The organism is Candidatus Kapaibacterium sp., from assembly GCA_025059875.1.
In the GTDB taxonomy this organism is placed as follows: Bacteria; Bacteroidota; Ignavibacteria; order Kapaibacteriales; family HRBIN21; genus HRBIN21.
In genome coordinates this window covers 402,833-426,655 of sequence record JANXCT010000001.1, presented here as the reverse complement: position 1 = coordinate 426,655, position 23,823 = coordinate 402,833, and the positions used below count along the sequence as shown (strand labels likewise).

Sequence of the window (23,823 nt, the reverse complement as noted above, 5' to 3'; positions counted from 1 at the left end):
TCCTCTCACAGGAGTTCCAGCCTCCAGCGGACCTCACCAGGCACGAGGGTAAGCCGCACGCAGTGAGTACGCTGCCGCACCAAGTACCCTGGGGAGAAGAAGCTGGGAGATACTTCCGCAGGAGCCGTGCTCCAGAAGCGGAGGGTACCCACTGGACTATGCCAGAGCATCTCCTCGGAGCCATGCTGCACAACCCTGATCTCCGGTGACAAGTGAAAGTTGACAACTGCTGAGGTCGGCCCCTCGTAGACGTCCGCCCCTTCGATCCCCGTGGCTAGTATCTGCAAGCAGCGACGATGCCGGTACAGCGGATGGAGGAACTCTCCGACAAACTCCTGCGCGCTGACAGAGAGTATCCGTACCTGCACCTTGCGTCGGAAGAGCCAGAAGAGAGCCTCCGGAGTATGTCCATAGAACCGGAACTGCTCTACCCCAGGCACAGCAACCGTGTTGTGCGCTCCTGTTGCACGAAACCAGTTCCGCCATTCCGGCGAGGCCGTATAGCAGTAGGTTCCGGGGTCCACAAGGACTTCACAATTGCCGATGGTCAGCTCAAACGACAACTGATCGCAGTGGGCATGTCCACCACTCAGGTGGAGCCGATCTATACCCCCGCAGCGAACAGCCAAGAAGAACTCGTCCCAGCGATAGAGCACGACACCGAAATCGGGAAAGACCTCCACGGGTCCAGGCGGCTCTACCTCCAGCAGCGGGCAAGGCTCTAACAACCACGCTTCCGGCTGTTGCAACCATTCCTTAGGGTAGGACCGGCAGAGCGCCGCCGCTAAGCTTAACGTCGGTCGCATGTCACGATGGTCCTCTGCTAGCTGCGCAACCGGTCGTCCGGTAGGGAGCTCGTATGTCTCTGCCTGCTCTTGGGAGAGCATAACGAGCCGCGGAATGAGCTTGACACAGCGTCCACTGTCGTGGTCGCCAATCTGAGGAGCCCGCCCGCTACGGTTCGTTATGGCTGCAGCAAAGCGGATCGCCGCGCGCAATCGTTCCCAGTACTCCTGCGGGAACGGAGATACCGATCCTGCTGCGGATGTAGATATTGGATACGCCGGGACTGGGGGCGGCGCCAACGGCCTTTCGCCTCGCCACAGCTGATGGTCGTAGTGCTGGAGTCGCTGCCGCCGAGCCGTAGGTAGCCCTACCACGACAAGGGTTCCGAGGAGCACCATCTCCAGCACGAACCGGTGATAGTACGTAGAGCCTTCAAAGTGCCCCCCGTCCGGCAAGAATTGGTGTAAGACTTCACTGGTCAGCTCTCGAATTCCAAAAGCCAGCCATGCATCAGCCACCGGAAGATTGTCCAAAGCGGCTCCCAAACACAGCAGCCCGACTAGATTCCCCACGTAGTGATTCCCTCGTAGCCCCTCGCCCCATTCCAGATGATGCATCAGAAAGGACCCATGCTCGCACAGGCCCTGAGCCATCACGCGTCCGAAAGCGACATCCAGTAGCCCCTGCTGCTCGAAGAATGTCCATGCTACAACCAACGATACTGCGCGGAGAGCCACCTCCAACGGCGATGCCCACTGAATCCCGAATCCAGGCGGATTCTGCACGAGGAAATCCAGCACTGTGGAGCGGAAGTGGTCTCGGAGCTGCTCTGCCGTTGGCCCATCGGTAAGCTGGGCTAAGAGCGCTAGTGACACCAAATACTGCATCCGACCGAGCTCCCATGGCACCTTCGGGTCAGCTCCTGTCGGACATAGCGACAGCTCCCACGACGGTCTGGTACCATCCCACTGATATCCGCTGAACACATCACACTGCCAATCCAGCCACTGATGTGCTGCAGGCAGCAAGCTCAGAGCCTCTTCCACCCATTTCCTACCCGACCTCCCTTCCTCTCGATAGCGCATTGGCTGTTCTACATGCGGGAGACGGATCCATGAAGGGAGAAAGAGTAAGAGCTCCCCTTGCCGCCAGTGTTCCCACCACTCCCAGAGCCCTCTCTGGAAGGGCTCAACGTGCCGCGCCGACAGCGGAGAGCGCGAAAGAGGGCTAAGAGTTGCCCTTACACCATGTCCACAGACAAGCTCCAGGGACCGAGGACCCCACTGCCTCGAAAGCTGTCTGAAGGGCCTACAGAGAAGCTTCCGCAGTCGAAGCGCCCACGGCAGTGCTTGCCATTGCTCCCAGCGAAAGCGCACCATACTGCTGAAACCGTGCGCACTTGCTAATTTTGTGGTGAGCTCTCTGGCTGGTCAGGTAGCTCAGGTGGTAGAGCAGGGGACTGAAAATCCCCGTGTCGGGGGTTCGAATCCCTCCCTGACCACCCTAAAAAGAAACGCCCGTGCGTGTAAGCGCACGGGCGTTTCTCATTCAGGGCGCTTGCACCATGCTTACCAGTAAATGGAAAGCGTAAAGGAACCAGACGGAACGGTGCTAATGTTGGTCACAGAGGGCGCATCCGTTTCTGTCGTCTGGCCGCCAGTCGTTACCTTCTGCTTTCCCGAGCTTGTAGAGAAGCCCAGGCTGTAGCTGGCACCTAAAGAGACGTTGCTCCACGCAAACCACTCAGCCCCCACGGTGACCGCTGCACCGAACGTAGTCGTTGACGCTTCTACTTTGTGTCCGCTTTGATGATCTCGATTCTCCACCGTCTCACTCCCCATTCCAAATGATATACCGACACCCGCATACCCCACAACGGGGCCACTTGAGGCAAGATTGAAGCGGATCCCCGGGGAAAGAGTGAGGTTCAGTGCAGAAGTCTTCTCATCTGCTCCTCCCTGGGTCGGCGCTCTTTCTGTTGTGCTCTTAGTTCCAAATCCCAGACCCACGGTCAAACCTAAGTCATCGCTGAGGTAGTACAACAGCCCTAACCCACCGTTGTAACCGCCGACCCCCAGAACTGACAGACCGTTCAGTGTAAACAGCCATGCTCTGTCCCCTTGTTTGGTCTTCTGTGCTGATGCACTGACTGCCGCCATTCCGGCAACGACCAGCAGAGCAACGAGCCGCTTCATGGTGCACCCTGACAGCTAGTTCGACATATACTCTACAACGCTTCCGTGCACTGCACGGCACTACAAATATACGCTGCGGTTGTCCTCTGTGCAGCAAGTCCAACACAATCAACGCTTTACAGAGCAGCTCGCAAACCACTACGCTTGCTCTCCGCCTCTGCCAGTAGAGACGTGCCAGAGCCATGCAGTTCCCACCCACCCTGCGAAAGTGAGGTTTGTTCGTCTCCGAGCTCGGTTGAAGAGCAGCACATTCTGGTCCGAATGTGTGGGAGGTACATGCTCGTTGCTTCTGGGGAGGAACTCTCTCGGCGCTTCTACGTACAAGAGGCACCGACCATAGAACGGTACAATGCTGCACCCCTCCAGTTGCTACCCGCTATTCGCGTGCAGATGGGACAGAGCGAGCTGAGCTTCCTACGATGGGGGCTCACTCCTGTGTGGGCCCGCGAGGACTTTGGTAGCCGCCTCATCAATGCACGGGCTGAAACGCTGCGCGAGCGCCCTAGCTTTCGCCATCTCATCCACCACCGCCGTTGCTTAGTCCCAGCGAGCGCCTTCTATGAATGGCTTCAGCACCCTAGTGGTCGGTTTCCCTTCCGCTTCTTCCTTCCCGAGGAGCCGCTCTTCGGAATGGCAGGGCTGTGGGACGAGTGGCTCAATCCCGAGACGGGAGAACTCCTCCAAAGCTTCGCGATCATCACCGTACCCGCCAACGGTCTCGTTGCTCGCATCCACGACCGAATGCCGGCCCTCCTCCATCGAGAAGCAGAAAAGCTATGGCTAGACCCCGCAACTCCTGTACCACTTGCCCTTAGTCTCCTCCGTCCCTATCCTTCAGAAGCCATGGCTTTCGCTCCGGTCTCGCGACGCCTCAACTCTGCCCGCTACGATGATCGGAGTCTGCTCATTCCTGAAGAGCAGCCACCTCCGTTCTAAGCGAATGCAGGAAAGCCCGTGATGTCGGCGCCGATGATGAGCGTGTGGATCTCGTGGGTTCCCTCGTAGGTCTTAACTGACTCCAAGTTAGCCATGTGACGCATGACGGGGTATTCATCCAAAATGCCATTGGCACCCAAAATCTCCCGGGCCATCCGGGCTACCTTGAGCGCGATGTCTACGTTGTTCCGCTTCGCCAATGAAACCTGCTGGAAAGTCATTGTTCCAGCATCTTTAAGCTGTCCCAACCGGAAGCAGAGGAGCTGGGCTTTGGTGATTTCGGTCAACATCCATACCAGTTTGTCCTGGATGAGCTGGAAGCTGGCAATCGGACGCCCAAACTGAATCCGCGTCTTTGCGTAGTTGAGGGCCACCTCAAACGTGGCCATCGCCGAACCAACAGCACCCCAAGCGATGCCGTAACGAGCTTGCGTTAAGCAGCTCAGCGGCCCCTTGAGTCCACGAACTTGAAGCATGTTCTCCTCCGGGATTTCGCAATCCTGGAAGATAAGCTCTGACGTCACGGATGCCCGCAACGAGTGCTTGTTCTTCATCTCCACGGTAGTGAAGCCGGGAGTACCCTTCTCCACGAGGAAGCCATGGACCTCCCCGTCCAGCTTCGCCCAGACGACTGCCACATCGGCGATGGAGCCGTTCGTAATCCACATCTTCGTGCCGTTGAGCACGAAGCCGCAGGATGTCCGCTGAGCCGTCGTTAGCATACCGGCAGGGTTAGAGCCAAAGTCAGGCTCGGTGAGGCCAAAACAGCCAATGGCTTCACCACGAGCCAGCTTTGGTAGCCACTTCCGCTTCTGCTCTTCAGTACCGTAGGTGTAGATCGGGTACATCACCAGGGAACTCTGCACCGACGCAAACGACCGGATTGCCGAGTCCCCTCGCTCCAGCTCCTGCATGACTAAGCCGTACGTGATATTGTCGGCCCCAGCACAGCCATACTCAGGAGGCAGTGTAATCCCAAAGAGCCCAAGCTCGGCCATCTTCGGCACAAGATGCAGCGGGAAGGTCCCTTCTCGGTAGTGCTGCTCGATGATGGGAATGACTTCTGCCTCAACGAAGTCGCGCACCGTCTGGCGCACCAACTTCTGTTCTGGAGTCAGCAACTCGTCCAGCCGATAGTAGTCCACGCCCTGAAACGCCATCACATCCTGCACCGCTGAACTCCACATATCCCGGTGGAGCACAAAAATAGCGCCTCAGCATCGCTGGAGTGCTTGAAGTGTAGTCCACAGAGCCTCCCGCAGTGGTGTCTGTAGTAACTGGCCGAGAACCTCCCGAAGCTTCCGTCCAGAGAGGCGAGGGAAAGAGAGCGCGGGGGTCTCTACTAGCCGATACGAGCTCCAACCACACAGACTCTCCAACATCTGTGCTATTGTCCGAGCCGATACATAGGCTCCTGGCACATTGAAGACACCAGTAACCCAGTGAGCACCCAGCCGCAGGAAGATCTCCACGGCATCGCCTACATAGAGCACATCGCGGTAAACTTCCCCTTTAGCGAAGAGCTCATAGGGCTCTCCCGAGAGAGCTGCCCGAAGGAGTTCTCCCATGAATCCAATCTCTACGCCTTGCAATCGCTGCCGAGGCCCGTAGAGGTGGGAAAGCCGAAGCAGAAGGACGGCATGATAAGATCCCAGCAGCTGCGTTAAGAGCTGCTCACTTGCCCAGCAGTGGAGGCTGTAGACATCGCTGGGGGCTACAGGATGGCGCTCCGTCACGATACGGGCAGAGCTCCGTGGGTAGACTGTCCGACTACTGGCATAGAGGAGCCGGACCGAGAATGAGAGCCGATGGAACAACTCTGCGAGGGCACAGTTCGGCAAGTAGTTCCAGCGGGCATCCTGCTCTGGGTGCTCATTGCACCAACGGTGCGTATTGAAGGCGGCACAGTGGAAGACGATGCATCCGGGCTCTAGTGCTGATGACCATGCTGAAATATCCCCATAGTTGGCCTGCACGAAGTGAATCCGAGAGATGACCCCCGCAAGATTGTCCAACCGCCCACCACTGCCTGGTATTAGGGCATCCACCACCGTCACCCGCGCACCAAGTCCGACCAATCGTTCTACGAGGTGGCTTCCCAAGAATCCAGCGCCTCCAAGGACGATTACTGCCCGATCCTGGTAGAAATCCTGCCATGCCTGAGCGTTCACGGGCATTTCCGCGCCACTACCGCGAAGTTCCTCGCCAGTAGTCCACGAAGCGGCTTCGGAAGCGGGAGCCGTATCGGTGGCTTACCCAACCATATGCGGAGGGCATTGAGTCCGAACGTTGAGGTTGCGTGCGCCTCGTGCTCAATCCGAAAGCCAGCGGTACGGAGCTCATGGCAGAGCAGTGCGTACGTAAAGAAGCGCACATGGTATCCCTCACCCCGTGGCGGATGGCCTAAGAGTGCCCGCAGACGCCAGCGGAGATGGGCAACGTTCGGGGTTGTCACGACAACAAACCCACCCGGACGCAGACATCGCCAAAGGCTACGCAGCAGGACCTGAGTATGGATAACGTGTTCTATGACCTCTAGGAGCAGTGCCGCGTCGTAGCGCTCTGGCTCGAAGAGCTCCGTCAAAGGGCGATTGCAATCGTGGCGGTAAGCTAGGAATCCCAACAGGCGCGCACGAGCAACGTTGTATTCGTCAATATCTACGAATTCCACCGTATGCCCACGCTCCCGAAGGAGCACCGCCATCTCCGCGGCACCGCCCCCAACGTCCAGCACATGGCAACGCTTCCCTGCGGCTGCTTTCTCAAAGAGTTCCAATGCCGGGGGATACCATGGGCGATGGAAGTTCGGCTCACGTTGCATTGCTGACGAGCTCGTCGAAAGCGCCCTGAGCGTAGAGCTGCTGTGCCTGCTCGTAATCCTCCATCTGCCCGATGTCGAGCCAATAATCCCGCAGAGGGAACCGCGCTACTGGAAGCCCCACATCCAGGAGTTGGTGGATAAGCTGCGGCATCGTGTAGTACTCTCGTGGCGGAATACGCTGCAGTATCTCTGGCTCACAAGCATAGATGCCCGCGACAACCTCCGCATAGATGTTCGGCTTCTCCTCAAGCCGCCGAACATAATCCCCCTCGGCTGTAACGACTCCATACCGAAGGGGTAGCGCCAATTCTTTGGTGACGACCGTTATGAGAGCCTTGCGGCGACGGTGATATTGTAGCAGAGTGCGGAAATTCAAGTTGGTCAGGATGTCTCCATTGATGACGATAAACGGGCGGCGTAGCCGATCGGCAAACAGGCGAAGCGGCCCAGCGGTTCCTAGGGGCTGGTCTTCGACCGAACACTCGATCTGGAGCCCCCAACGGCTGCCGTCTCCCAGGAAGGCCTTGAAGAGCTCTGACTGGTAGTTGAGCGCCACGAAAATCCGGCGGACGCCACTACGCTTGAGCCCCAGAAGGATAATCTCCAGCACAGAGCGTTCACCAACTGGCAGCAGCGGCTTCGGGATAATCTTCGTCAACGGCCGCAGGCGTTCGCCCAACCCTCCCGCAAGAATAACCGCATCCATCCTAAAGCCAACTATCTGCCCATAACGGCCCGTAAGTTCTGCTCTACCTGCGCCCAGTTTACAACGTTCCACCAGGCGTCAATGTAGTCTTTGCGACGGTTCTGGTACTTGAGGTAGTAGGCGTGCTCCCAGACATCTATCCCCATCAACGGTATGGCTCCCCATGGGGTGAGCTTGTGTTGATTTTCGGCTTGGAGGACGATGAGGCGCCCGTCTGCAGGCCGATAGTGTAGTAGCGCCCATCCACTCCCCTCGACGGCTAAAGCAGCAGCGGAGAAATGCCGCTTGAAGGCCTCGAAGCTCCCGAAGCTCTGCTCTACTAGCTGTCGCAGCAGCCCTGTCGGCTCACCTCCGCCTCCCTTACCCGGAGGCGCCATGATGTTCCAGAAAAGCGTGTGGAGGAAGTGCCCTCCGCCGTTGAAGGCAGCCTTCTTGGACCAGTACTCTACGTAGGTAAAGTCCCCCGAAGCCCGAGCTTTTGCCAACTCTCGCTCAGCACGGTTGAGCCCATCCACGTACGCCTGATGGTGCTTGGTGTGGTGAATCTCCATCGTCTTGGCGTCAATGTAGGGCTCTAGAGCATCGTAAGGATAGGGAAGTGGCGGGAGCGTGTGCTCTGTAAGCTGCCCTGCAAACTGCTGCCCTTGTGCCTCCTTCTGCCCTAGAGGCCCAACCGCCCCTGTAGCTCCCAACAACCCTAACAACCCAAGGAATTCACGGCGCTCCATCTTGCAGCTCTCTCCGAGTTCCACTGGCCAAGACACAGCTGCTCCACTGCCTGGAGTCAGCCGCAAACTTAGCGACACTCCTAGAGAAGACACACGGAACAACAGCGCGGTTCGTAGTTTTGCTGTGGTTCAAGCTGCGAGTAGAAGAGGAAGCATGGTCGCCATAGAACTGCGCCGTAAGCGATGGCAACAGGTCGAGGCTGATGCAGTTGTGCTCTTCGTCACGGAAGAGGGCGTGCAGAGCTTGGAACAGGAGATCAGCAGCTACGTGCCAACAGTGCGAGTAGCCCTCCAGTCAGGCGATATCAGCGGGAAGGCAAAGAGCGTAGCGCTGCTGTATACAGACCCAGCTCTCTTCCAAGCTCCTCGCGTACTGATAGCGGGGCTGGGTTCGGAAGCAATGTTGAGCGCGGAGACTGTCCGTCGAGCCGCAGCAGCAGCTGCGAAACGCGCTGCCTCTGCAAAGCTGCGCCACGTAGCCATCCCCGTGCCGCAGGGCTCTGTAGGGAGCCTCTCAGCAGAGGAATTCCTCCAGGCAGCAATCGAGGGGATCGTCCTGAGCCAGTATCGCTTCGCCAAGTACATCACAACCCAACAAGACAACGGACTCCTGGAGCGCCTCACGGTCTGCACCGCTAACGCTGCCGAACAACAGCGCTTTCGTCCTGTGGTGGACTACACTCGTATCCTCTGCGAAGGGGTCTTCCTGACACGTGATCTGGCAAACGCTCCGCCGAATGAGATTTACCCAGAGACGCTGGCGGAACGTGCTCGCGAGGTCGGCAACCAGGCCGGTTTCAATGTTCGGGTACTCAACAAGGCTCAGATTGAGCGCTTGGGAATGGGAGGTCTCCTGGGAGTTAACCGCGGGAGTGCCCGTCCTCCAGTCTTCATCATCATGGAGTACTGGGGCACTCGGCGAAGCCAGCCACCGATCGTACTCGTCGGGAAAGGCATCACCTTCGATACGGGCGGCATCTCGCTAAAGCCGGCAGCCAACATGAGCGAGATGAAGGCCGACATGCACGGTGCCGCCTCTGTTATCGGGGCACTCTCCGTCGTTGCCCGGCTCCGACTCCCACTCAACGTCGTCGGACTGGTGCCGGCAACCGAGAACATGCCCAGCGGCTCAGCCATGGTCCCGGGCGACATCCTGCGCTTCCTCAACGGTAAGACTGCTGAGATCGAGAATACCGACGCCGAAGGCCGACTGATCCTTGCGGACGCCTTGGTCTACGCGGAACGCTACAAACCCCAGGCTGTCATCGACTTAGCGACACTTACTGGTGCCTGCGTCGTCGCCCTTGGGAACGTCGCTGCCGGACTCTTCGGAAACCATCGTGAACTCCTTGAGCGCATCAAGCAAGCCGCCGAGAGAACGTACGAGCGTGTCTGGGAGCTGCCGCTCTACGAGGAGTACGGAGAGCTAATCCGCAGCGATGTAGCTGACGTGAAGAACTCCGGCGGCCGCAATGCTGGTGCCATCACGGCAGCCCTCTTCTTGAAGCACTTCGTCGGAGACTACCCTTGGGCACACCTGGACATCGCCGGGACGGCAATCGCGCCTAAAGAGACCGACTATATGCCGAAGGGCGGTACGGGCTTTGGGGTTCGGCTGCTGGTAGACTTGCTCCGAACTTGGACCCCCTTCTCTTCGGAGGGCCCCGCTGACAAGACTCCCAAAACTCAGCGTAGCGAACGTGTACTCCAGTAAGCAGCAACGGGAGTTTGAGCGAGAGGCCCTCCCCCACTGGGAGGCACTATACTCCTTTGCTGCATACCTCTGCCGAGACCGCGAGCTAGCGAAGGACTTAGTCCAGGACACTTTCACGCGAGCCTGGGAGAACTGGAAGAGCTTCCAGCCGGGTACGAATTGCAAGGCATGGCTGTTCAAGATTCTGCGGAACCTCTACATCAACCACTACCGTAGACTCCGGCGCACTCCGGAGCTCCTCAGCTACGACGAGCATCCGGATGATGAGGACTCTTTCCCAGAGCTACCAGCGAGTCCTTCAGTCGAAACCGAGTTCTACAAGACTGTGCTGGACGAGGAAGTCGTGGAAGCGCTCTATGCGTTGCCCGAATCATTCCGGACAATCGTCATTCTCTGCGACCTTGAGGAGTTCTCGTATGAGGACGTTGCCAACATGTTGGGAATCCCAATCGGGACCGTGCGCTCACGACTCCATCGAGCTCGAATTCGATTAGCGGCACTCCTCTTCCACTACGCTCAGCAGCGAGGCTGGGTATCGCCGGAATCTCCATCAGCGAACCATGGCGACTGAGGACCGCTCGTTCCTACAGCAGCACCTTTCCGCTTACGTAGATGGCATCCCGTTGGAGCCATCGGTACGCGCCCGCTTAGAGCGGTTGCTTGCCACCAACCCAGAGTATGCTCACCTCTACCGAACAGAGAAGGCTGTTGCTACTCTACTACGGCAACGGCAGGCTCGGCTACGGCAGACTGCTCCCCCAGAGCTTCTAGGCACTCTCCGTCTAGCGATGCACCTACGCCAGCGAAGGGCCCGTCGGCGGCGACGCCTTCTCGTGACTGCCGGAGCACTACTTGTCGCTGGAGCGGGTTTATGGCTCTGGACGAATCTGCCAGTACGCCCCAGCCCAGCATGCTTTGCAACAGCCCTTCGGACAAGTCTTCACGAGTTTCAACGGCAGAGACTAGCCGTTGCTAAGGTCGGAGACATTGCGGAGCTCCATTCCCTCCTCCGCCAGAACGGGATCCCCTATCCACTGTCCCCTGTCCCCCGGGGCTTGTCGAGAGCGGAGCTCGTTGGAGTCGCTATCCAGCAGGTCAACGGCTACTCGATCCCCATAGCAATCTACCACGCGCCCGAGGGTTGGTTGATGTTTGCGAAGGCACCACGGCAAGCGTTTGACCAACAGCGACTGTGGCTGGATTCGTCTATTTGGGAAGCCCTCCACCGACACGAGTGGAAGTGGCAATCATGCGACAGCATCGTTACATGCGCCTTCTGGGAGCAAGAGTCCTTCGTCTGTGGGATTGCGACAACTCTGCCTCCGCAGAAGGCCAAGCTATTGCTCCATGCAGAATGGCAAGAGTGAACTGCTAATGTTGCACGTCAGATTGCAAAGGCAGATGCGCTTCTCCAAAGCCGCCGGACTCCTAGTGAGCATCCTCATCCTCGTGAACGCCTGCGTTGCACAGAAGTCACCGCAGCCGGCCTCCCAAGGCCCTACCCCCATTCGAGTACCGGTCATAGAGGAGGTGTTCCCTGCGTCAGGAAACCGAGCTCCCGACTTCGCCTGGCGTGATAGCGATGGTCGTCGGGTCCGCTTCTCGGAAATAGCCCGAAATCGAGTCGTTCTGCTGAATTTTTGGGCAACTTGGTGTGGTCCTTGCCGAAGGGAAATTCCAGACTTGATCGAGCTCCACCGCGAACTGTCGCCAGAGAAGTTCTTGTTGATCGGCATCAGCTTGGACCAGGGTGCACAAGCCCAGGAGAAGGTCCGAAGCTTCCTCGAAGCTCGGGGTGTTCCGTACTTGAATTTGCTTGGCGATGTCCGAGTAGCAGACGCCTACGGCAACATCGTAGCTATCCCAACTACCTTCATCATTGATGCCAACGGCAGGATCGTTGAGCGCATCGTAGGGGCACGGACACGTGACCAATTCCTCCAGAGCCTGCGTCGAGTCTTGAAATGATACTACCCTGATGAACAGCACACGGACCTGCGCTGCCACAGGAATCTTGCTTGGGTCCTTGCTGCTATCATCGATAGGCCATTCCAGGCTCCCCGAAGACTGGCAACTGGCCTACGAGTACCCCCACCCCGATGGGATTCCTGCATCGGTTTACCGCCAGCGTCGGCAGCGAGTGCTGCAGTACTTGGGTCCACGGTCAGCACTCCTTGTGTTCGCCGCTGAGCCCCGTCTCCGGAACGGTGACGTCTACTACCCCTACCGCCAAAGTAGTTGGCTATGGTACCTCACTGGAGTCCTCGAGCCGAATTCGGTCTTGGTACTCAGCCCTCAGGGCATTCCATGGGGAGAACGCCGCCTGCAAGAGCTGCTCTTCCTTCCAGAGCGGTCCGCTGCACGCGAACGCTGGGAGGGAGCCCAAATGGGTCCAATGGAAGCAGAGAGGCTGCTCGACATCCCGGCACTCCCACGGGTACACTACGATTCGCTCCTTCACCTGCTCCTGAGCCAAACGGATACCCTCTACGTGCTCGCCTTCCCTACCCCTTCACTCCGGCTCCCGATCTCTGGAGAGGTCATTTCCACTGAACGGCTAGAGCGAGAACGGCTCCGTAACCGCTTCCCTCAGCTCATCCTACAGCACGGCTTTCCGCCACTACGCCGAATGCGGGCAGAGAAGGACACTGCCGAGCTCAGACTGCTGAGACGGGCAATTGCAATTACAACGGCTGCATTCCAGCGCCTCTGGAGGGAAGCCGGTCCCGGCATGAAGGAAGCAGAACTCCAGGCACTCTTGGAAGCTGAGTTCCGACGCCATGGTGCCGATGCCCCTGCCTTCCCAACAATCGTTGCTGCTGGGGGCAATGCATGCATCCTCCACTACACTCGCGGTTCGCACCGCATCCGCGATGGCGAGCTTGTCTTAGTAGACTGCGGTGCCGAGTACGCAGGCTATGCAGCCGATCTCACCCGCACGTTTCCCATCAACGGGCGCTTTTCCCCAGAGCAGCGCCTCGTCTACGAAGCCGTGCTGGAAGCCCAGGATTCTGCACTAGCGGCCTGTCGTCCAGGCGTACCATTCTCCGCTCCACACCGGCGCGCGGTGGCCGTCCTCAAACGCCGTCTGTCGGAGCTGGGGATCCTCCGCAGCCCAGAGGAGCTGCACCGCTACTTCCCACACTCCACTTCGCACCACTTAGGCTTGGACGTCCACGACGTCGGACCAGTAGACACATTACGGCCGGGCTTCGTCATCACAGTAGAGCCGGGAGTTTACATCCCTCCTGGCAGCCCCTGCGACCAACGGTGGTGGAACATCGGCGTGCGGATTGAAGACCTCGTCTTCATCACGCCAACGGGCAGTGAAGTCCTCTCTTCAGCCCTGCCGCGGAGGGTAGAAGAGTTGGAGAAGCTCCTGCGCTCTCCTCGCTAACGCTATTCGGCGGAGACCTCCATGGCGCTGATGTGCTCCGTTTCCGGACTACGCTTCACAGCCGACGACTTCTCGCCCGAACTCATCGAGAGAATGCTCCACTCCTTCTCGCAGCGCCTCCCGGAAGGTCCCATAGCTGTTAGCCGTGATGGACGCAGTGGAAGCGAGCTTCTGGAGGAGTTAGTCGTGACAACCCTAAAGGCGTATGGGCACCGCATCCATCGGCTGGGGATTGTCCCTACGCCGACGACCCAAGTATGGATTGCACGTCGCCGTCTCCCCGGAGGCATCTCGATTACGGCCTCTCACAACCCCGCCGAATGGCACGGGCTGAAGTTCTTAGGGGCAGAAGGGCTGACACTGGACGCTACGCTCTTCTATCGGGAGGCACGTTCCACCAGCAGCATCTCCTCGAACGGGTACCGCTACACCCTTCATCCTGTTCGCTGGCTGCACGAGCGTGCCATTTGGGAGCATATCCAGAGCCTCGAGCGCCCCCGATGGCTACGACGCCTCAGCGAAATGATCGCCCATGAGCACTTCCATGTTGTAGTAGACGCTGTCAATGCCAGCGGCTCATTCCTCCTGCCTCCATTCCTTCAGCACCTCCGCTGTAGAATCACGCTCCTCCATGCGGATGGCAGCGGAGTTTTTCCGCATCCTCCGGAACCCCTTCCCCAGCACCTCCAGGAACTATCGGAGTGGGTGCGTCGCACTGGAGCTGACATCGGTATCGCCGTTGACCCCGACGGTGACCGCTTGGTACTGGTTGACGAAACTGGAACATGCCTCTGGGAGGAGTTGACAATCGCACTAGCGGTGCAGGCGGTCTTGGAGCAAAAGGAACAAGCGTGTGGACGGCAATACGAGCCAACGGTAGTAGTCAACTACTCCACCACTTCCGTCGTGGAGGCCATAGCCCAGCAGTATGGCACAAATGTCCTGCGGTCCCCCGTCGGAGAGCTTAACGTTGTGCAGGCACTCCGCAGAGCCCGTGGAGTGATTGGAGGTGAAGGGAGCGGGGGGGTCATTCTACCGCACGTCCACTATGGCCGGGATGCCCTTGTGGGCTGCATGCTCATCCTGGGGCTCATGGCCCGTTCGCAACGACGCCTCTCGGAGCTCGCTACAGCTCTCCCACGGCCGATTATGCACAAATATGCCTTGACTCATCCCGAGCCTGCATCCGCCGTCATAGAGCGGATTGCTGCCAGCATTGTCAACCAGGCAAAAGAGGTTCGCCGTGATGACGGCCTCTACGCTCGGTTTGGGAGGGGCTGGTTCCACCTGCGCCCCTCGAACACAGAGCCGATCATTCGCTTCGTCGTGGAGGCGCCTACGCACGGAGAACTAGAGCAATTGGAGGCATTAGTCCTCCCATCATTCCAGCGCCAGCGATCCGACTCCGAGCTTGGGAGACCCCTCTAAGACCAAAGCAGAGAGCCGCTGATGTCACAGCACATCGCTGCTCTCGGTTGCTTCGTCTTCGACCGCCGTAGACAGTCGACAACTTCGGAATGGAACTCCGCTACCTCGTGATTGCAACCGTCCCACTGCCCCATGTAGCAAGGTGGGAGCGGTGGATGCGTCAGGAGCATATCCCCGCTGTGCTCTCCACCGGCTGCTTTGAACGCGCAACGTTGTGGAGGTCGGTAGGAGCAGACATCGACGAGGTAACCTTCGTGGTAGACTACGCTTGTCCCACCCCGGAGGCCTTTCGACGGTACGAGACAGAGTATGCCCCAGCACTGCGCCGCGAGCACGCTGAGCAGTTTGGACCGATTGTCCGCCTCCAGCGCTACGTGCTCTACGCCTACTATGTTTTCGAGCCTAACAACCGTCCTCATCACTCTGAGCCCTGATGTGGACCGGTGACATCGTGGGATATGGCCTACGAGCGGCTGCAATTATCGGCTACACAATCGTAGCCTCAACATGGGCCCTCCTACTGCCTCCACGTACCGCCCACCGGCGTTTGCTAGAAGCCGTCCCCGGATGGGCCCAAACGATGTTGTGGCTGTGTGGCGTACGAGTCGTGGTAGAAGGAGCGGAGCATCTCCGGCAGTTCCGAGGACCCGTTGTCTACGTCTGCAACCATGCCAGCCTCCTGGACATACCTGTACTGATTGCTGCGCTCCCCGATCGTCTGTGCTTCCTTTACAAAAAGGGGCTGCAGCGCATTCCCTTCTTTGGATGGGTATTGCGCCGAATGCCGTACGTGCCAATTACCCGGCGGAGCACAGATGCTCTCCAGCAACTCAGCTTAGCCATTGCCTATTCTCGGCAGTACGGAGTGTCACCAGTGGTCTTTCCCGAAGGCGGTCGCTCCTTTGATGGCACTGTCCGCCCATTCAAACGTGGGGCTCTCATCCTAGCCCAGCAGCTTCGCTGTCCCATTGTTCCTGTAGCAATCGCCGGTACCTATGCCCTTCTACCCCCCCATACCCTTCGCTTCCGACCTGGAACCGCTCGCGTACGGATCGGAGCTCCTATAGAAATCCCGCCGGCAACAGACCGCGCGGCGCAGCAGGAGTTTCTTCAGTCCCTACGACATCGCATTGCGACATGGCTAGCGGAAATGTCTACCATGGTGGGCCCCTCATGGAATCCCGCGTAGCCTTGGTGAAGCACATTGCCGAGCTGGCTCGGCTCCGATTCTCTGAGGAAGAGCTCAGTGGATTCGTTGAGCAGTTCGAGCGCATCGTTCACTTCATCAGCGCCATCGAGAAGCTGGAACTGGAAGGTGTCGAACCACTCGTGCACATCATCCCCGTGGAGAACGCCTTCCGTGAGGACATACCTCAGCCTTCGCTCCCACGCGAAGAAGCCCTTCGGAATGCTCCTAAGCACAATGGGGTCTTCTTCCGCGTCCCGAAAGTCATTGAATGACATGACGGCTGTGGGCATTATCCCTGCCCGCTACGCTTCGCAGCGCCTCCCTGGCAAACCGTTGCGGCGTCTCTTCGGGAAGCCCCTACTCCAATGGGTGTGGGAAGCAGCACGGCAAGCCCGAAGCCTCCGGTACGTCTACGTAGCTACTGACGACGAGCGGATCGTTGCTACATGCCGCCGTCTTGGAGCCGACGCCATTCTCACCCCTGATACACTCCCAAGCGGGACGGATCGGCTTGCCGTAGCGTACGAACTCCTTGGTCTCCACGACCCAATCGTCGTGAACCTCCAGGCCGATGAGCCTCTCGTCCAGCCAGCCCATATCGACGCCCTGGTCTCCGCTCTCCAGAGCAACACGCACTGGGATGTGGCTACACTCATCCAGCCCATGACGTCGGCTTCGGAGCTTTTCTCCCCTGATGTTGTGAAAGTGGTACTCCGAGCTGATGGATGTGCGCTGTACTTTTCTCGTTCCCCGATTCCACATGTTCGCGATTACCAACCCCAGGAGTGGATTCACCGTGCCCACTTCTGGAAGCACATCGGGCTATATGCCTATCGTGCTCCTGTTCTCCAGCGTTTCCGCACGCTCGCGCCCAGCCCGCTGGAAGAGGCAGAACGGCTGGAGCAGTTACGCCTACTAGAGGCTGGCCTCCAGATCGGTTGCGTGCCCGTTGAGGGGATTCTCATGGGCATCGACACACCCCAGCAGCTGGAAGCGCTACGCCGCCGACTGCGGCGGTCCCAGAAGCCATCCCAAACTCCGTAATTTTAGGCGCTAGTCAGCCCGTTCGAACTCTGTGCAACGGCCGACAGAACATACCACACTCCCCCTATGGGAAACCCTTGGGCAAGAGCGGCTCTCCGAGCACAGCATCTTCACTGTATGGCGCGTTCGGCGCCGCCACCCGCTGCGGCAGCAGGTGGGTGAGTTCGTCGTCCTGGAGGCCCCCACATGGGTCAACATTGTCCCCGTCACTTCGGATGGCGAAGTCGTGCTCATTGAGCAGTACCGCCATGGGATCGATGCTGTGACGTTGGAGATTCCCGGGGGGATGGTCGCACCAGGCGAAGACCCTCGGATGGCGGCGGAGCGGGAGTGTCGAGAAGAGACCGGGTATGCCTCAGACACCGACGCCACCCTGCTAGCCACAGTGTATCCTAACCCTGCCTTCCTGACGAATGTCTGCTACACGTACCTCTGGCGCGACTGCCGCCAGGTAGATGAGCAGCGATGGGACAAGCATGAAGAAATCGCTGTTCGCCTGACTCCCGTAGAAGCACTCCCTCACCTCATCCGTTCTGGTCAGATTCGCCACTCCCTGGTACTGGTAGCCCTCTACGCTTTCCTGTGCAACGAGGGGATGGTACTACAGCCTATGGGGCAGTATGGGGAAAGTCATCGCGATCGCTAACCAGAAGGGTGGGGTTGGGAAGACGACAACAGCTGTCAACTTAGCTGCCTCTCTAGCAGTCGCAGAATACCCCGTGCTCTTGGTTGACGTCGATCCGCAAGCAAATGCCTCCAACGGCCTAGGAATCGACACTCGGCGCTTGGAGAAGACCACGTATGAAGTCCTCATTGGCGGCGTGCCGATCCACGAGGCCATCGTGTCTACAGAGCTTCCCTTTCTCTGGGTGTTGCCATCCCACATCAATCTGGTGGGCGCAGAGATTGAAATGGTAGACCTTCCACGGCGAGAGCGCATCCTACGGGAGGTCCTGGAAGATGTTCGACGCAAGTATTCCTTCACGCTCATCGATTGTCCCCCATCCCTCGGCCTGCTCACCCTCAACGCCTTAACTGCCGCCGACTCCGTGCTCATTCCCGTGCAGTGTGAGTACTACGCTCTGGAGGGCTTAGGCCAGCTTCTGAATACGATCGCGATTGTCCGGCGACACCTCAATCCAACGCTGGACATTGAGGGTGTCTTGCTGACGATGTACGACAGTCGCCTCCGACTCTCCAACCAGGTCTTGGAGGAAGTCCGACGTCACTTTGGGACAAAGACGTTCCGGACAGTCATTGCTCGTAATGTGCGCCTCTCTGAAGCCCCGAGCCATGGCAAGCCTGTCTTGCTCTACGACGCTCTCTGCCAGGGGGCACGGAACTACTTGGAGCTGGCGCAGGAGATCCTAGAACGTAACCCCGAGATTGCCCGAGGATCACACTTACCAGAGCAGGCGACATCAACAGCTGCAGGGAAGGTAGGATGAGCTCTAAGGCCCGTCCAGCTCTCGGATTAGGACGTGGACTCGAGGCTCTGATCCCCTCAACACCCCTATCCCCCGAACGGGCCCGGGAACTACCGCTGGATGACGGCGTTTCGGTTGGCGTTGTCATGCTGATTGAGCTCCGGAAGATTCGTCCGAATCCCTACCAGCCTCGCCAAGACTTCGATCCGAAAGCACTCGAAGAGCTGACCCGGTCGATCAAAGAGCGAGGGCTTATCCAACCAATCACCGTCCGCCGCGCTGGCAATGAGTTTGAGCTGATCGCTGGAGAGCGCCGCGTACGCGCCTGCATAGAAGCGGGATTGGAGCGTGTCCCCGCGTACATCCTGGACGTTGAACGCGACATCGAGCTCCTCGAGCTAGCGCTCATCGAGAATGTTCAGCGAGAGAACCTCAACCCCATAGAGGTTGCCCGAGGCTACCAGCGGCTCATTGAGGAATGCCACCTGACACAGGAGGAGGTGGCTGCTAAAGTTGGCAAAGACCGGACGACCGTAGCAAACTTCCTTCGGCTCCTCCGTCTGCCAGAACCTATCCAGGAGGCTCTCCGCCGGCGCGAGCTCACGATGGGACATGCACGTGCTCTGTTGGCACTACCGACAGAAGAGCTACAGCGTGCCGCCTTTGAACTCGTCCTCGCAAAGGGTCTCTCCGTCCGCCAAACGGAGATGCTGGTGAAGGAGATCGAATTAGGACGGCTGCGCTTGACCCCCGAAGGAGCGTTAGAACGACCTCCCAAAACCAGCGAAGCGCCCGTTTCTTCCCCAGCAGCCACTTCTTCGCCTGTTCAGACCACCCTGAAGGAGATCGAAGAGCACCTCCAGCGGCTCTTCAGCACACGTGTCCGTCTCCATGCGAACGCTCGCGGGCAAGGTCGGCTAGAGATTGAGTTCTACTCCTTTGAGGAACTGGAGCGGCTCCTGGAGCTCTTCGCAACGCTGGAGAAGATCCACCCTCTCCCCCGCCGATGAGATTAGCAGAGCTGGAAACGCTACCGCCGCTCCTGCATACCACCACTATACGGGTTCGCTACGCCGACACTGACCGAATGGGGGTCGTGTACTACGCCACGTACCTACTCTACTTCGAGGTGGGGCGCACCGAGCTACTACGTGCTTGCGGAATTCCATACGTCGTCCTGGAGGCACACGGGTATCTCCTGCCGGTTTTAGAAGCCCATGCTCACTACCATGCCCCCGCGCACTATGACGACGTGCTTTCTATTCGGACTCGGTACCTTCCTCGGTACACTCCATCACTTCGGCTGGAGTATGAAATCTATCGCGAGACTGAGTTGATCGCTACTGGTTATACGCTCCACACCTTCATGGATGCCCGTCGGTGGCGGCCTGTCCGCCCCCCGGCAATCTTCTGGGAAGCAATCCAGCGTTACGTTGTGCAGCAGGTCCGCAGCAGATGTACCGCATAGTACTGCTCGGCCTATTTACCGTCGTGCCCGCGATTGCTAGCTCTACGGCGGCATTCCAGTTCCTGCGGACTGCGATTGCCCCTCGTTCAGCCGCCCTGGCTGCGGCGACAGTCGCTCTCCCAGAGGATGCCCCCAGCATTCTGTTGAACCCTGCCCTGAATCCCACGCTCCCCCGCCGCTCCTTCAGCTCAGTGTTCCTGAAGCACGTACTGGACATCAACGCGGGAGCCCTTTTGGCAGCCGGCATTCCCCTAATGGCCGGCATACTCAGTACTAGTATCGTCTACATGGACTACGGCGTCTTCGAACGGCGCGACGTCCAAGGGCGCCCTCTGGGAGAGTTCTCAGCCCACGACATAGCTCTCTCCATCTCCTACGGCGACACGCTGGAGCCACGCCTCTTCTATGGGCTTGGAGCCAAGCTTGTGTGGGAGCGCTTAGAGAGCCGCCACGCCTGGGTTATTGCCATAGACGCTGGCCTGCTCTACCGTTTCCCGGACGAGCGAACAAGCGTTGGACTATCCCTTCTTCATGCTGGTACAATCCTCCGCCGCTTCTCCCAGGAGCCTCTGTCCCTACCTACCGACCTACGGGTTGGGCTGACACACTTCCTACAGGGTCTACCAGCAATCTTCAACCTGAGCTTCACGCGCCTGACTGAACCAAGCGCCTCCATATGGCAAAAATTCGAGAATTTTGCGGTTGGCGTGGAGCTACGTTTTAGTCCTGCGCTCCGGCTTCGCATCGGCTACGACAACGCATTGCGTCGTGCCGCCGCGTCAGGGTATAGGGGTACGACGGGGGCAACAGCCGGCGTAGGAATTACCGTACCGGAGGTAAGTGTTGACTACAGTGCAACGCTGGTGAGCGCTGCCTTGCTTCACCGGCTGGGTGTACAGATAGGTATGTAGAACCACGCAGCTCGTGAGGTGTTCCAATGTCCAGATCTGTCGTGCAATGGCTCATGGTTAGTCTTACCGCAGGCACCTTTGCAATGGCACAGCAAGGGGCTGGCCAACTCCAGACGCCACCTCCGCCTCAGATTATCAAGCCGAAGCTGACGGCTGCAGGGCTGGTCTTCACCATCAACCTCATCAACAGCGTGGAAATTCAGGGTCGTGAGGTAGATGCATTCCTCGAGGTTCGCAAAGTCCTCTCTGATGCGCTAGAGAACGCACAGAAGGCCAACCGCGCCAATCCGAACGACGAGATTACCTTGGAGCTCCAGCTGCCGGTTGCACAGAATCTGGTAACGCTCATGCAGCGTGCCCGTATTACGGGTGCTGATGCTGACCGATACAAACAAGTCATGGATGCCATCACAGCAGCAGCTCAGCAGCAGGGTAGCGAGCAACAACAGCAGCGGGGTGGCAGACGCTAGGGTAGTGCCTCCAATAGGCTGCGGGTATGCTTGCCTGGTAGATTGGCTCATACCCGCAGCCTCTGCTTTTGCCTACACCACAAGGCAAGCAGAATGCTGCGCAGCATGACCGGCTTTGGGCGGGCAGAAATCTACGACAGGCGCGTCCGCATAGTCGCTGAGATCACCAGCCTCAACGGCCGTTTCCTAGACATCTCATGCCGCTTGCCGAAGGTACTAGCTGCACGTGAGTGGCACATCCGGGAGCTGGTCCAAGATTACATCTCAAGGGGGACCGTTACTGTTGCCGTTACGCTGCAATGGCAGGAACCGCCGGCTCGCCTCCTTTCCCCTGAACTCGTCCAGGCATACCAGCGTATGCTACAGCAACTCATCCAGCTGACGGGCATAGAAGACACATTGCGGCTGGAGCACTTCCTGCGCTTCCCCGAACTCTTTGAAGGGACGACGACCTCCGAGACCGACGAGTACCTTTGGAAGCTGACGCAGCGAGTTTTGCAGGAAGCACTTCGCCAACTTCAGCGTATGAGGGCTGCCGAGGGCCAGGCTCTCGTTGCTGATATTCGTCAGCGCCTTCGGACCATAGAACGCACCGTCAGGGCAATCGAACGCCGAAGCAATCAGCGTGTGCCCGAAGCCCAACAGCGGCTCCGCAAGCGGGTTGCTGCACTCCTCCAAGAGCTTCCAGATCCTCAGCGCCTCTACCAAGAGTTCGCCATACTAGCGGATCGGCTGGACGTAACGGAAGAATGTACCCGACTCCGCAGCCACCTTCAGCTAATGCGGCAGCTCCTACGCGAACGCGAGCCTGTAGGACGTCGGCTCTCCTTCCTGCTGCAGGAGATGCAGAGGGAAGCGAATACAATTGGAGCAAAAGCGGATGATGCCCAAATCTCGCAGTGGGTTGTTCAGTTGAAGGAAGAATTGGAACGCATTCGCGAGCAAGCTCAGAACATTGAGTAGCAGCATGAGCAGCACGGCTGGTCAGCGCAAGCACCTGATCGTCATCTCCGCTCCAAGCGGCGCTGGGAAGACCACTGTTGCCCGATACCTGCTATCGCGTTTCCCACAGCTCCGATTCTCTGTTTCCGCAACAACACGTCCGCAACGCGCCGGAGAGGTGCATGGAAGAGACTACCTCTTCCTCTCAACCGAAGAATTCCAGGCCGCCATCCGCGCTGGAGAGCTAGTAGAGTACGAGGAAATCTTCGGACACCTCTATGGTACCCCGCGGCGGCAAATAGAGGAAGCCCTCGTCAAGGGCGAGTTCTTGCTCTTCGATGTTGACGTCAAAGGCGCACTCTCTCTACGCAAAGCGTATCCGGAAGAGACCTTTCTGCTCTACGTCGCCCCCCCGAGCATTGAAGAGCTAGAACGCCGCCTCCGGCAGCGAGGGACAGAAACAGAAGAGCAGATCCAACAGCGCCTCCAGCGGGTATCACTCGAGCTGAGCTACCAGGCCCAATTCGACCTCGTTATCTGCAACGACCGCCTGGAGGAGACTCTTCGGAAAGCGGAGCAAGTAGTGGCACAACTCCTTGGTGTGGAGCCTCCGTCGCCTGACGCGCAGCACGTAGCTCATCCAACACAGCCTGCATATCAGAAGGGAGCGGACTCTGGCACTCAATCCACTGCTGAGTAACGGGATGGAAGAACCCCAAGACCTGAGCATGGAGTGCCTGTCGACGGATGAGCTGCAAGCACCTTTCCGCGCATTGTCGCCATATTGGGTGCTCGACTCTCACTCGAACGGCTGCTCCACCGTAGAGGGCATCCCCGACTAACGGGTGTCCCATCCAGGTGCAATGGACCCGCACTTGATGTGTGCGGCCTGTATAGAGGCGCAGTCGCAACAACGAAGCGATCGGGAACTCTTCTACAACCCAGTACTCCGTCCGTGCCGCCTTCCCCGAAGGCACTACTGCAAATGCCTTTCGGTTCTTCGGAGAACGCCCAATCGGAGCGTCAATCACGCCGTGCTTCTGCGAGAGCCGCCCCCATACAATTGCCCGATACTCCCGGTAGATCCGGCGCTGCGCAAACTGCTCAGCCAGCTCAGCGTGGAGTGCAGACTCCTTCGTGACCAATAGCAGTCCTGAGGTGTCCTTGTCCAGACGATGGACAATGCCGGGGCGCACAGCTTCGCTAGCAAAGATTGCACCTTCGTCCTCTTCCTCCTCCAGCTCTGCCTGAACGCGCACGGGCTCCCGTAGGCCAAGGTAGTAGAGGACGGCATTGACAAGCGTCCCGCGACGATGCCCAATCCCTGGATGCGTCGGGATACCCGCAGGCTTGTTGATGACCATCAAGTACTCGTCTTCGTAGACGATGTCTAGCGGTATCGGCTCGGGGACAAGCTCGAGCGGCGGAAGTCGGTAAACGACGCAGCCGATCTCATCACCAGGGCGAACCTTGTAGCTTGCCTTCGGGATACGCCCATTCACATGGACGAGCCCGGCCTCAATCGCCCGCTGTACCTTCGTACGACTGGCGTGCGGAAGCACCCGAGCCAGCCACACATCAATGCGTTCAGCCCTCTGCCCCTCAGGCACACGAAACGTATAGTGCACCGGGATGCGCTCTTCCCGGGCAGCCTCCATGGA

The 23,823-nt window shown here is 58.7% G+C and carries 26 protein-coding genes, 1 tRNA gene and 1 pseudogene; 20 read left to right on the top strand and 8 right to left on the bottom strand.

Going from position 1 to position 23,823, the window contains the following annotated elements; translation table 11 throughout:
• Positions 1 to 5: 5 nt before the first annotated feature.
• Positions 6 to 2,165, bottom strand: a complete 2,160-nt coding sequence (locus NZ960_01965; GenBank protein MCS7176382.1) for a heparinase II/III family protein — start codon at positions 2,163 to 2,165, stop codon at positions 6 to 8.
• A 49-nt stretch (positions 2,166 to 2,214) separates the two neighbouring features.
• Here NZ960_01965 and NZ960_01960 point away from each other — a divergent pair.
• Positions 2,215 to 2,287 (top strand) — tRNA-Phe (locus NZ960_01960).
• Positions 2,288 to 2,354: 67 nt separating this feature from the next.
• Here NZ960_01960 and NZ960_01955 read toward each other — a convergent pair.
• Positions 2,355 to 2,981 (bottom strand): outer membrane beta-barrel protein, encoded by a 627-nt coding sequence (locus tag NZ960_01955; GenBank protein ID MCS7176381.1) that lies wholly within the window; start codon positions 2,979 to 2,981, stop codon positions 2,355 to 2,357.
• A gap of 261 nt (positions 2,982 to 3,242) precedes the next feature.
• Between NZ960_01955 and NZ960_01950 the strand changes: the two genes are divergently transcribed.
• Positions 3,243 to 3,917, top strand: coding sequence for an SOS response-associated peptidase (locus tag NZ960_01950; GenBank protein MCS7176380.1), 675 nt, complete (start codon positions 3,243 to 3,245; stop codon positions 3,915 to 3,917).
• On the opposite strand, the gene NZ960_01945 is transcribed toward NZ960_01950, so the two are convergent.
• From NZ960_01945 to NZ960_01925, 5 genes are read right to left on the bottom strand one after another with little or no spacing between them, the layout of a single operon-like run.
• Positions 3,914 to 5,077, bottom strand: coding sequence for an acyl-CoA dehydrogenase family protein (locus tag NZ960_01945; protein MCS7176379.1), 1,164 nt, complete (start codon positions 5,075 to 5,077; stop codon positions 3,914 to 3,916). The two genes, NZ960_01950 and NZ960_01945, sit on opposite strands and share 4 nt — an antisense overlap.
• Before the next feature lie 54 nt (positions 5,078 to 5,131).
• Positions 5,132 to 6,094, bottom strand: a complete 963-nt coding sequence (locus tag NZ960_01940) for an NAD-dependent epimerase/dehydratase family protein (GenBank protein MCS7176378.1) — start codon at positions 6,092 to 6,094, stop codon at positions 5,132 to 5,134.
• On the bottom strand, positions 6,085 to 6,738 hold the full coding sequence (locus NZ960_01935; GenBank protein ID MCS7176377.1) for a class I SAM-dependent methyltransferase: 654 nt from the start codon (positions 6,736 to 6,738) through the stop codon (positions 6,085 to 6,087). Before NZ960_01935 ends, NZ960_01940 begins: the two co-directional genes overlap by 10 nt.
• Positions 6,728 to 7,444 (bottom strand): sugar phosphate nucleotidyltransferase, encoded by a 717-nt coding sequence (locus NZ960_01930; GenBank protein ID MCS7176376.1) that lies wholly within the window; start codon positions 7,442 to 7,444, stop codon positions 6,728 to 6,730. The genes NZ960_01935 and NZ960_01930 overlap by 11 nt, the downstream gene beginning before the upstream one ends.
• A gap of 11 nt (positions 7,445 to 7,455) precedes the next feature.
• Positions 7,456 to 8,172 (bottom strand): superoxide dismutase, encoded by a 717-nt coding sequence (locus NZ960_01925; protein MCS7176375.1) that lies wholly within the window; start codon positions 8,170 to 8,172, stop codon positions 7,456 to 7,458.
• A gap of 154 nt (positions 8,173 to 8,326) precedes the next feature.
• On the opposite strand from NZ960_01925, the gene NZ960_01920 reads away from it, so the two are divergent.
• The 18 genes from NZ960_01920 (at position 8,327) to gmk (ending at position 22,862) form a co-directional block, all read left to right on the top strand.
• Positions 8,327 to 9,886, top strand: a complete 1,560-nt coding sequence (locus tag NZ960_01920) for a leucyl aminopeptidase (GenBank protein ID MCS7176374.1) — start codon at positions 8,327 to 8,329, stop codon at positions 9,884 to 9,886.
• Complete coding sequence (locus NZ960_01915) at positions 9,873 to 10,457, top strand: sigma-70 family RNA polymerase sigma factor (GenBank protein ID MCS7176373.1); 585 nt, start codon at positions 9,873 to 9,875, stop codon at positions 10,455 to 10,457. Before NZ960_01920 ends, NZ960_01915 begins: the two co-directional genes overlap by 14 nt.
• Positions 10,447 to 11,253, top strand: coding sequence for a hypothetical protein (locus NZ960_01910; GenBank protein MCS7176372.1), 807 nt, complete (start codon positions 10,447 to 10,449; stop codon positions 11,251 to 11,253). Before NZ960_01915 ends, NZ960_01910 begins: the two co-directional genes overlap by 11 nt.
• Positions 11,254 to 11,287: 34 nt before the next feature.
• Complete coding sequence (locus NZ960_01905; protein ID MCS7176371.1) at positions 11,288 to 11,854, top strand: TlpA family protein disulfide reductase; 567 nt, start codon at positions 11,288 to 11,290, stop codon at positions 11,852 to 11,854.
• Between the two features lie 10 nt (positions 11,855 to 11,864).
• A complete protein-coding gene (locus NZ960_01900) occupies positions 11,865 to 13,283 on the top strand; it encodes an aminopeptidase P family protein (protein MCS7176370.1) in 1,419 nt (472 codons plus the stop codon).
• A gap of 21 nt (positions 13,284 to 13,304) precedes the next feature.
• Positions 13,305 to 14,711 carry a hypothetical protein gene (locus NZ960_01895; protein MCS7176369.1) on the top strand — a complete coding sequence of 469 codons (1,407 nt, stop codon included), beginning with the start codon at positions 13,305 to 13,307 and terminating at the stop codon, positions 14,709 to 14,711.
• An 89-nt stretch (positions 14,712 to 14,800) separates the two neighbouring features.
• Positions 14,801 to 15,145: a DUF4286 family protein gene (locus tag NZ960_01890; protein ID MCS7176368.1), complete on the top strand. Its 345-nt coding sequence runs from the start codon at positions 14,801 to 14,803 to the stop codon at positions 15,143 to 15,145.
• The gene (locus NZ960_01885; protein ID MCS7176367.1) at positions 15,145 to 15,900 is read left to right on the top strand and encodes a 1-acyl-sn-glycerol-3-phosphate acyltransferase; all 756 of its coding nucleotides are present in this window, start codon (positions 15,145 to 15,147) and stop codon (positions 15,898 to 15,900) included. Before NZ960_01890 ends, NZ960_01885 begins: the two co-directional genes overlap by 1 nt.
• Complete coding sequence (gatC, locus tag NZ960_01880) at positions 15,885 to 16,172, top strand: Asp-tRNA(Asn)/Glu-tRNA(Gln) amidotransferase subunit GatC (protein ID MCS7176366.1); 288 nt, start codon at positions 15,885 to 15,887, stop codon at positions 16,170 to 16,172. The genes NZ960_01885 and gatC overlap by 16 nt, the downstream gene beginning before the upstream one ends.
• Before the next feature lies 1 nt (position 16,173).
• Positions 16,174 to 16,944 (top strand): 3-deoxy-manno-octulosonate cytidylyltransferase, encoded by a 771-nt coding sequence (kdsB, locus tag NZ960_01875; protein MCS7176365.1) that lies wholly within the window; start codon positions 16,174 to 16,176, stop codon positions 16,942 to 16,944.
• Positions 16,945 to 16,975: 31 nt separating this feature from the next.
• Positions 16,976 to 17,590 (top strand): NUDIX hydrolase, encoded by a 615-nt coding sequence (locus NZ960_01870; GenBank protein MCS7176364.1) that lies wholly within the window; start codon positions 16,976 to 16,978, stop codon positions 17,588 to 17,590.
• Positions 17,565 to 18,392, top strand: coding sequence for an AAA family ATPase (locus NZ960_01865; GenBank protein MCS7176363.1), 828 nt, complete (start codon positions 17,565 to 17,567; stop codon positions 18,390 to 18,392). The genes NZ960_01870 and NZ960_01865 overlap by 26 nt, the downstream gene beginning before the upstream one ends.
• Positions 18,389 to 19,381, top strand: coding sequence for a ParB/RepB/Spo0J family partition protein (locus NZ960_01860; protein ID MCS7176362.1), 993 nt, complete (start codon positions 18,389 to 18,391; stop codon positions 19,379 to 19,381). Before NZ960_01865 ends, NZ960_01860 begins: the two co-directional genes overlap by 4 nt.
• Entirely contained in the window at positions 19,378 to 19,839 is a 462-nt protein-coding gene (locus NZ960_01855; GenBank protein ID MCS7176361.1) for an acyl-CoA thioesterase, read from the top strand. Before NZ960_01860 ends, NZ960_01855 begins: the two co-directional genes overlap by 4 nt.
• Positions 19,827 to 20,750: a PorV/PorQ family protein gene (locus NZ960_01850; protein MCS7176360.1), complete on the top strand. Its 924-nt coding sequence runs from the start codon at positions 19,827 to 19,829 to the stop codon at positions 20,748 to 20,750. The genes NZ960_01855 and NZ960_01850 overlap by 13 nt, the downstream gene beginning before the upstream one ends.
• A gap of 26 nt (positions 20,751 to 20,776) precedes the next feature.
• On the top strand, positions 20,777 to 21,220 hold the full coding sequence (locus NZ960_01845) for a hypothetical protein (GenBank protein MCS7176359.1): 444 nt from the start codon (positions 20,777 to 20,779) through the stop codon (positions 21,218 to 21,220).
• 105 nt (positions 21,221 to 21,325) lie between these two features.
• Entirely contained in the window at positions 21,326 to 22,183 is an 858-nt protein-coding gene (locus tag NZ960_01840) for a YicC family protein (protein ID MCS7176358.1), read from the top strand.
• A 4-nt stretch (positions 22,184 to 22,187) separates the two neighbouring features.
• Positions 22,188 to 22,862 carry a guanylate kinase gene (gmk, locus tag NZ960_01835; GenBank protein ID MCS7176357.1) on the top strand — a complete coding sequence of 225 codons (675 nt, stop codon included), beginning with the start codon at positions 22,188 to 22,190 and terminating at the stop codon, positions 22,860 to 22,862.
• Here the strand turns inward: gmk and NZ960_01830 are convergent.
• Positions 22,852 to 23,820: pseudogene (locus NZ960_01830) on the bottom strand (RluA family pseudouridine synthase). The gene gmk and the pseudogene NZ960_01830 overlap by 11 nt on opposite strands.
• Between the last annotated feature and the right edge of the window lie 3 nt (positions 23,821 to 23,823).

Excerpts from the sequence above, each read along its gene's own strand:
- NZ960_01910 (MCS7176372.1), top strand. The coding sequence starts at position 10,447 with ATGGCGACTGAGGACCGCTCGTTCCTACAGCAGCACCTTTCCGCTTAC.
- NZ960_01865 (MCS7176363.1), top strand. The coding sequence starts at position 17,565 with ATGGGGAAAGTCATCGCGATCGCTAACCAGAAGGGTGGGGTTGGGAAG.
- NZ960_01895 (MCS7176369.1), top strand. The coding sequence starts at position 13,305 with ATGGCGCTGATGTGCTCCGTTTCCGGACTACGCTTCACAGCCGACGAC.
- NZ960_01860 (MCS7176362.1), top strand. The coding sequence starts at position 18,389 with ATGAGCTCTAAGGCCCGTCCAGCTCTCGGATTAGGACGTGGACTCGAG.
- NZ960_01935 (MCS7176377.1), bottom strand. The coding sequence starts at position 6,738 with ATGCAACGTGAGCCGAACTTCCATCGCCCATGGTATCCCCCGGCATTG.
- NZ960_01925 (MCS7176375.1), bottom strand. The coding sequence starts at position 8,172 with ATGGAGCGCCGTGAATTCCTTGGGTTGTTAGGGTTGTTGGGAGCTACA.
- NZ960_01885 (MCS7176367.1), top strand. The coding sequence starts at position 15,145 with ATGTGGACCGGTGACATCGTGGGATATGGCCTACGAGCGGCTGCAATT.
- NZ960_01905 (MCS7176371.1), top strand. The coding sequence starts at position 11,288 with ATGCGCTTCTCCAAAGCCGCCGGACTCCTAGTGAGCATCCTCATCCTC.
- NZ960_01840 (MCS7176358.1), top strand. The coding sequence starts at position 21,326 with ATGACCGGCTTTGGGCGGGCAGAAATCTACGACAGGCGCGTCCGCATA.
- NZ960_01940 (MCS7176378.1), bottom strand. The coding sequence starts at position 6,094 with ATGCCCGTGAACGCTCAGGCATGGCAGGATTTCTACCAGGATCGGGCA.
- NZ960_01855 (MCS7176361.1), top strand. The coding sequence starts at position 19,378 with ATGAGATTAGCAGAGCTGGAAACGCTACCGCCGCTCCTGCATACCACC.
- NZ960_01930 (MCS7176376.1), bottom strand. The coding sequence starts at position 7,444 with ATGGATGCGGTTATTCTTGCGGGAGGGTTGGGCGAACGCCTGCGGCCG.
- kdsB (MCS7176365.1), top strand. The coding sequence starts at position 16,174 with ATGACGGCTGTGGGCATTATCCCTGCCCGCTACGCTTCGCAGCGCCTC.
- NZ960_01945 (MCS7176379.1), bottom strand. The coding sequence starts at position 5,077 with ATGGCGTTTCAGGGCGTGGACTACTATCGGCTGGACGAGTTGCTGACT.
- NZ960_01965 (MCS7176382.1), bottom strand. The coding sequence starts at position 2,165 with ATGGTGCGCTTTCGCTGGGAGCAATGGCAAGCACTGCCGTGGGCGCTT.
- gatC (MCS7176366.1), top strand. The coding sequence starts at position 15,885 with ATGGAATCCCGCGTAGCCTTGGTGAAGCACATTGCCGAGCTGGCTCGG.
- gmk (MCS7176357.1), top strand. The coding sequence starts at position 22,188 with ATGAGCAGCACGGCTGGTCAGCGCAAGCACCTGATCGTCATCTCCGCT.
- NZ960_01955 (MCS7176381.1), bottom strand. The coding sequence starts at position 2,981 with ATGAAGCGGCTCGTTGCTCTGCTGGTCGTTGCCGGAATGGCGGCAGTC.
- NZ960_01950 (MCS7176380.1), top strand. The coding sequence starts at position 3,243 with ATGTGTGGGAGGTACATGCTCGTTGCTTCTGGGGAGGAACTCTCTCGG.
- NZ960_01850 (MCS7176360.1), top strand. The coding sequence starts at position 19,827 with ATGTACCGCATAGTACTGCTCGGCCTATTTACCGTCGTGCCCGCGATT.
- NZ960_01900 (MCS7176370.1), top strand. The coding sequence starts at position 11,865 with ATGAACAGCACACGGACCTGCGCTGCCACAGGAATCTTGCTTGGGTCC.
- NZ960_01890 (MCS7176368.1), top strand. The coding sequence starts at position 14,801 with ATGGAACTCCGCTACCTCGTGATTGCAACCGTCCCACTGCCCCATGTA.
- NZ960_01920 (MCS7176374.1), top strand. The coding sequence starts at position 8,327 with ATGGTCGCCATAGAACTGCGCCGTAAGCGATGGCAACAGGTCGAGGCT.
- NZ960_01845 (MCS7176359.1), top strand. The coding sequence starts at position 20,777 with ATGTCCAGATCTGTCGTGCAATGGCTCATGGTTAGTCTTACCGCAGGC.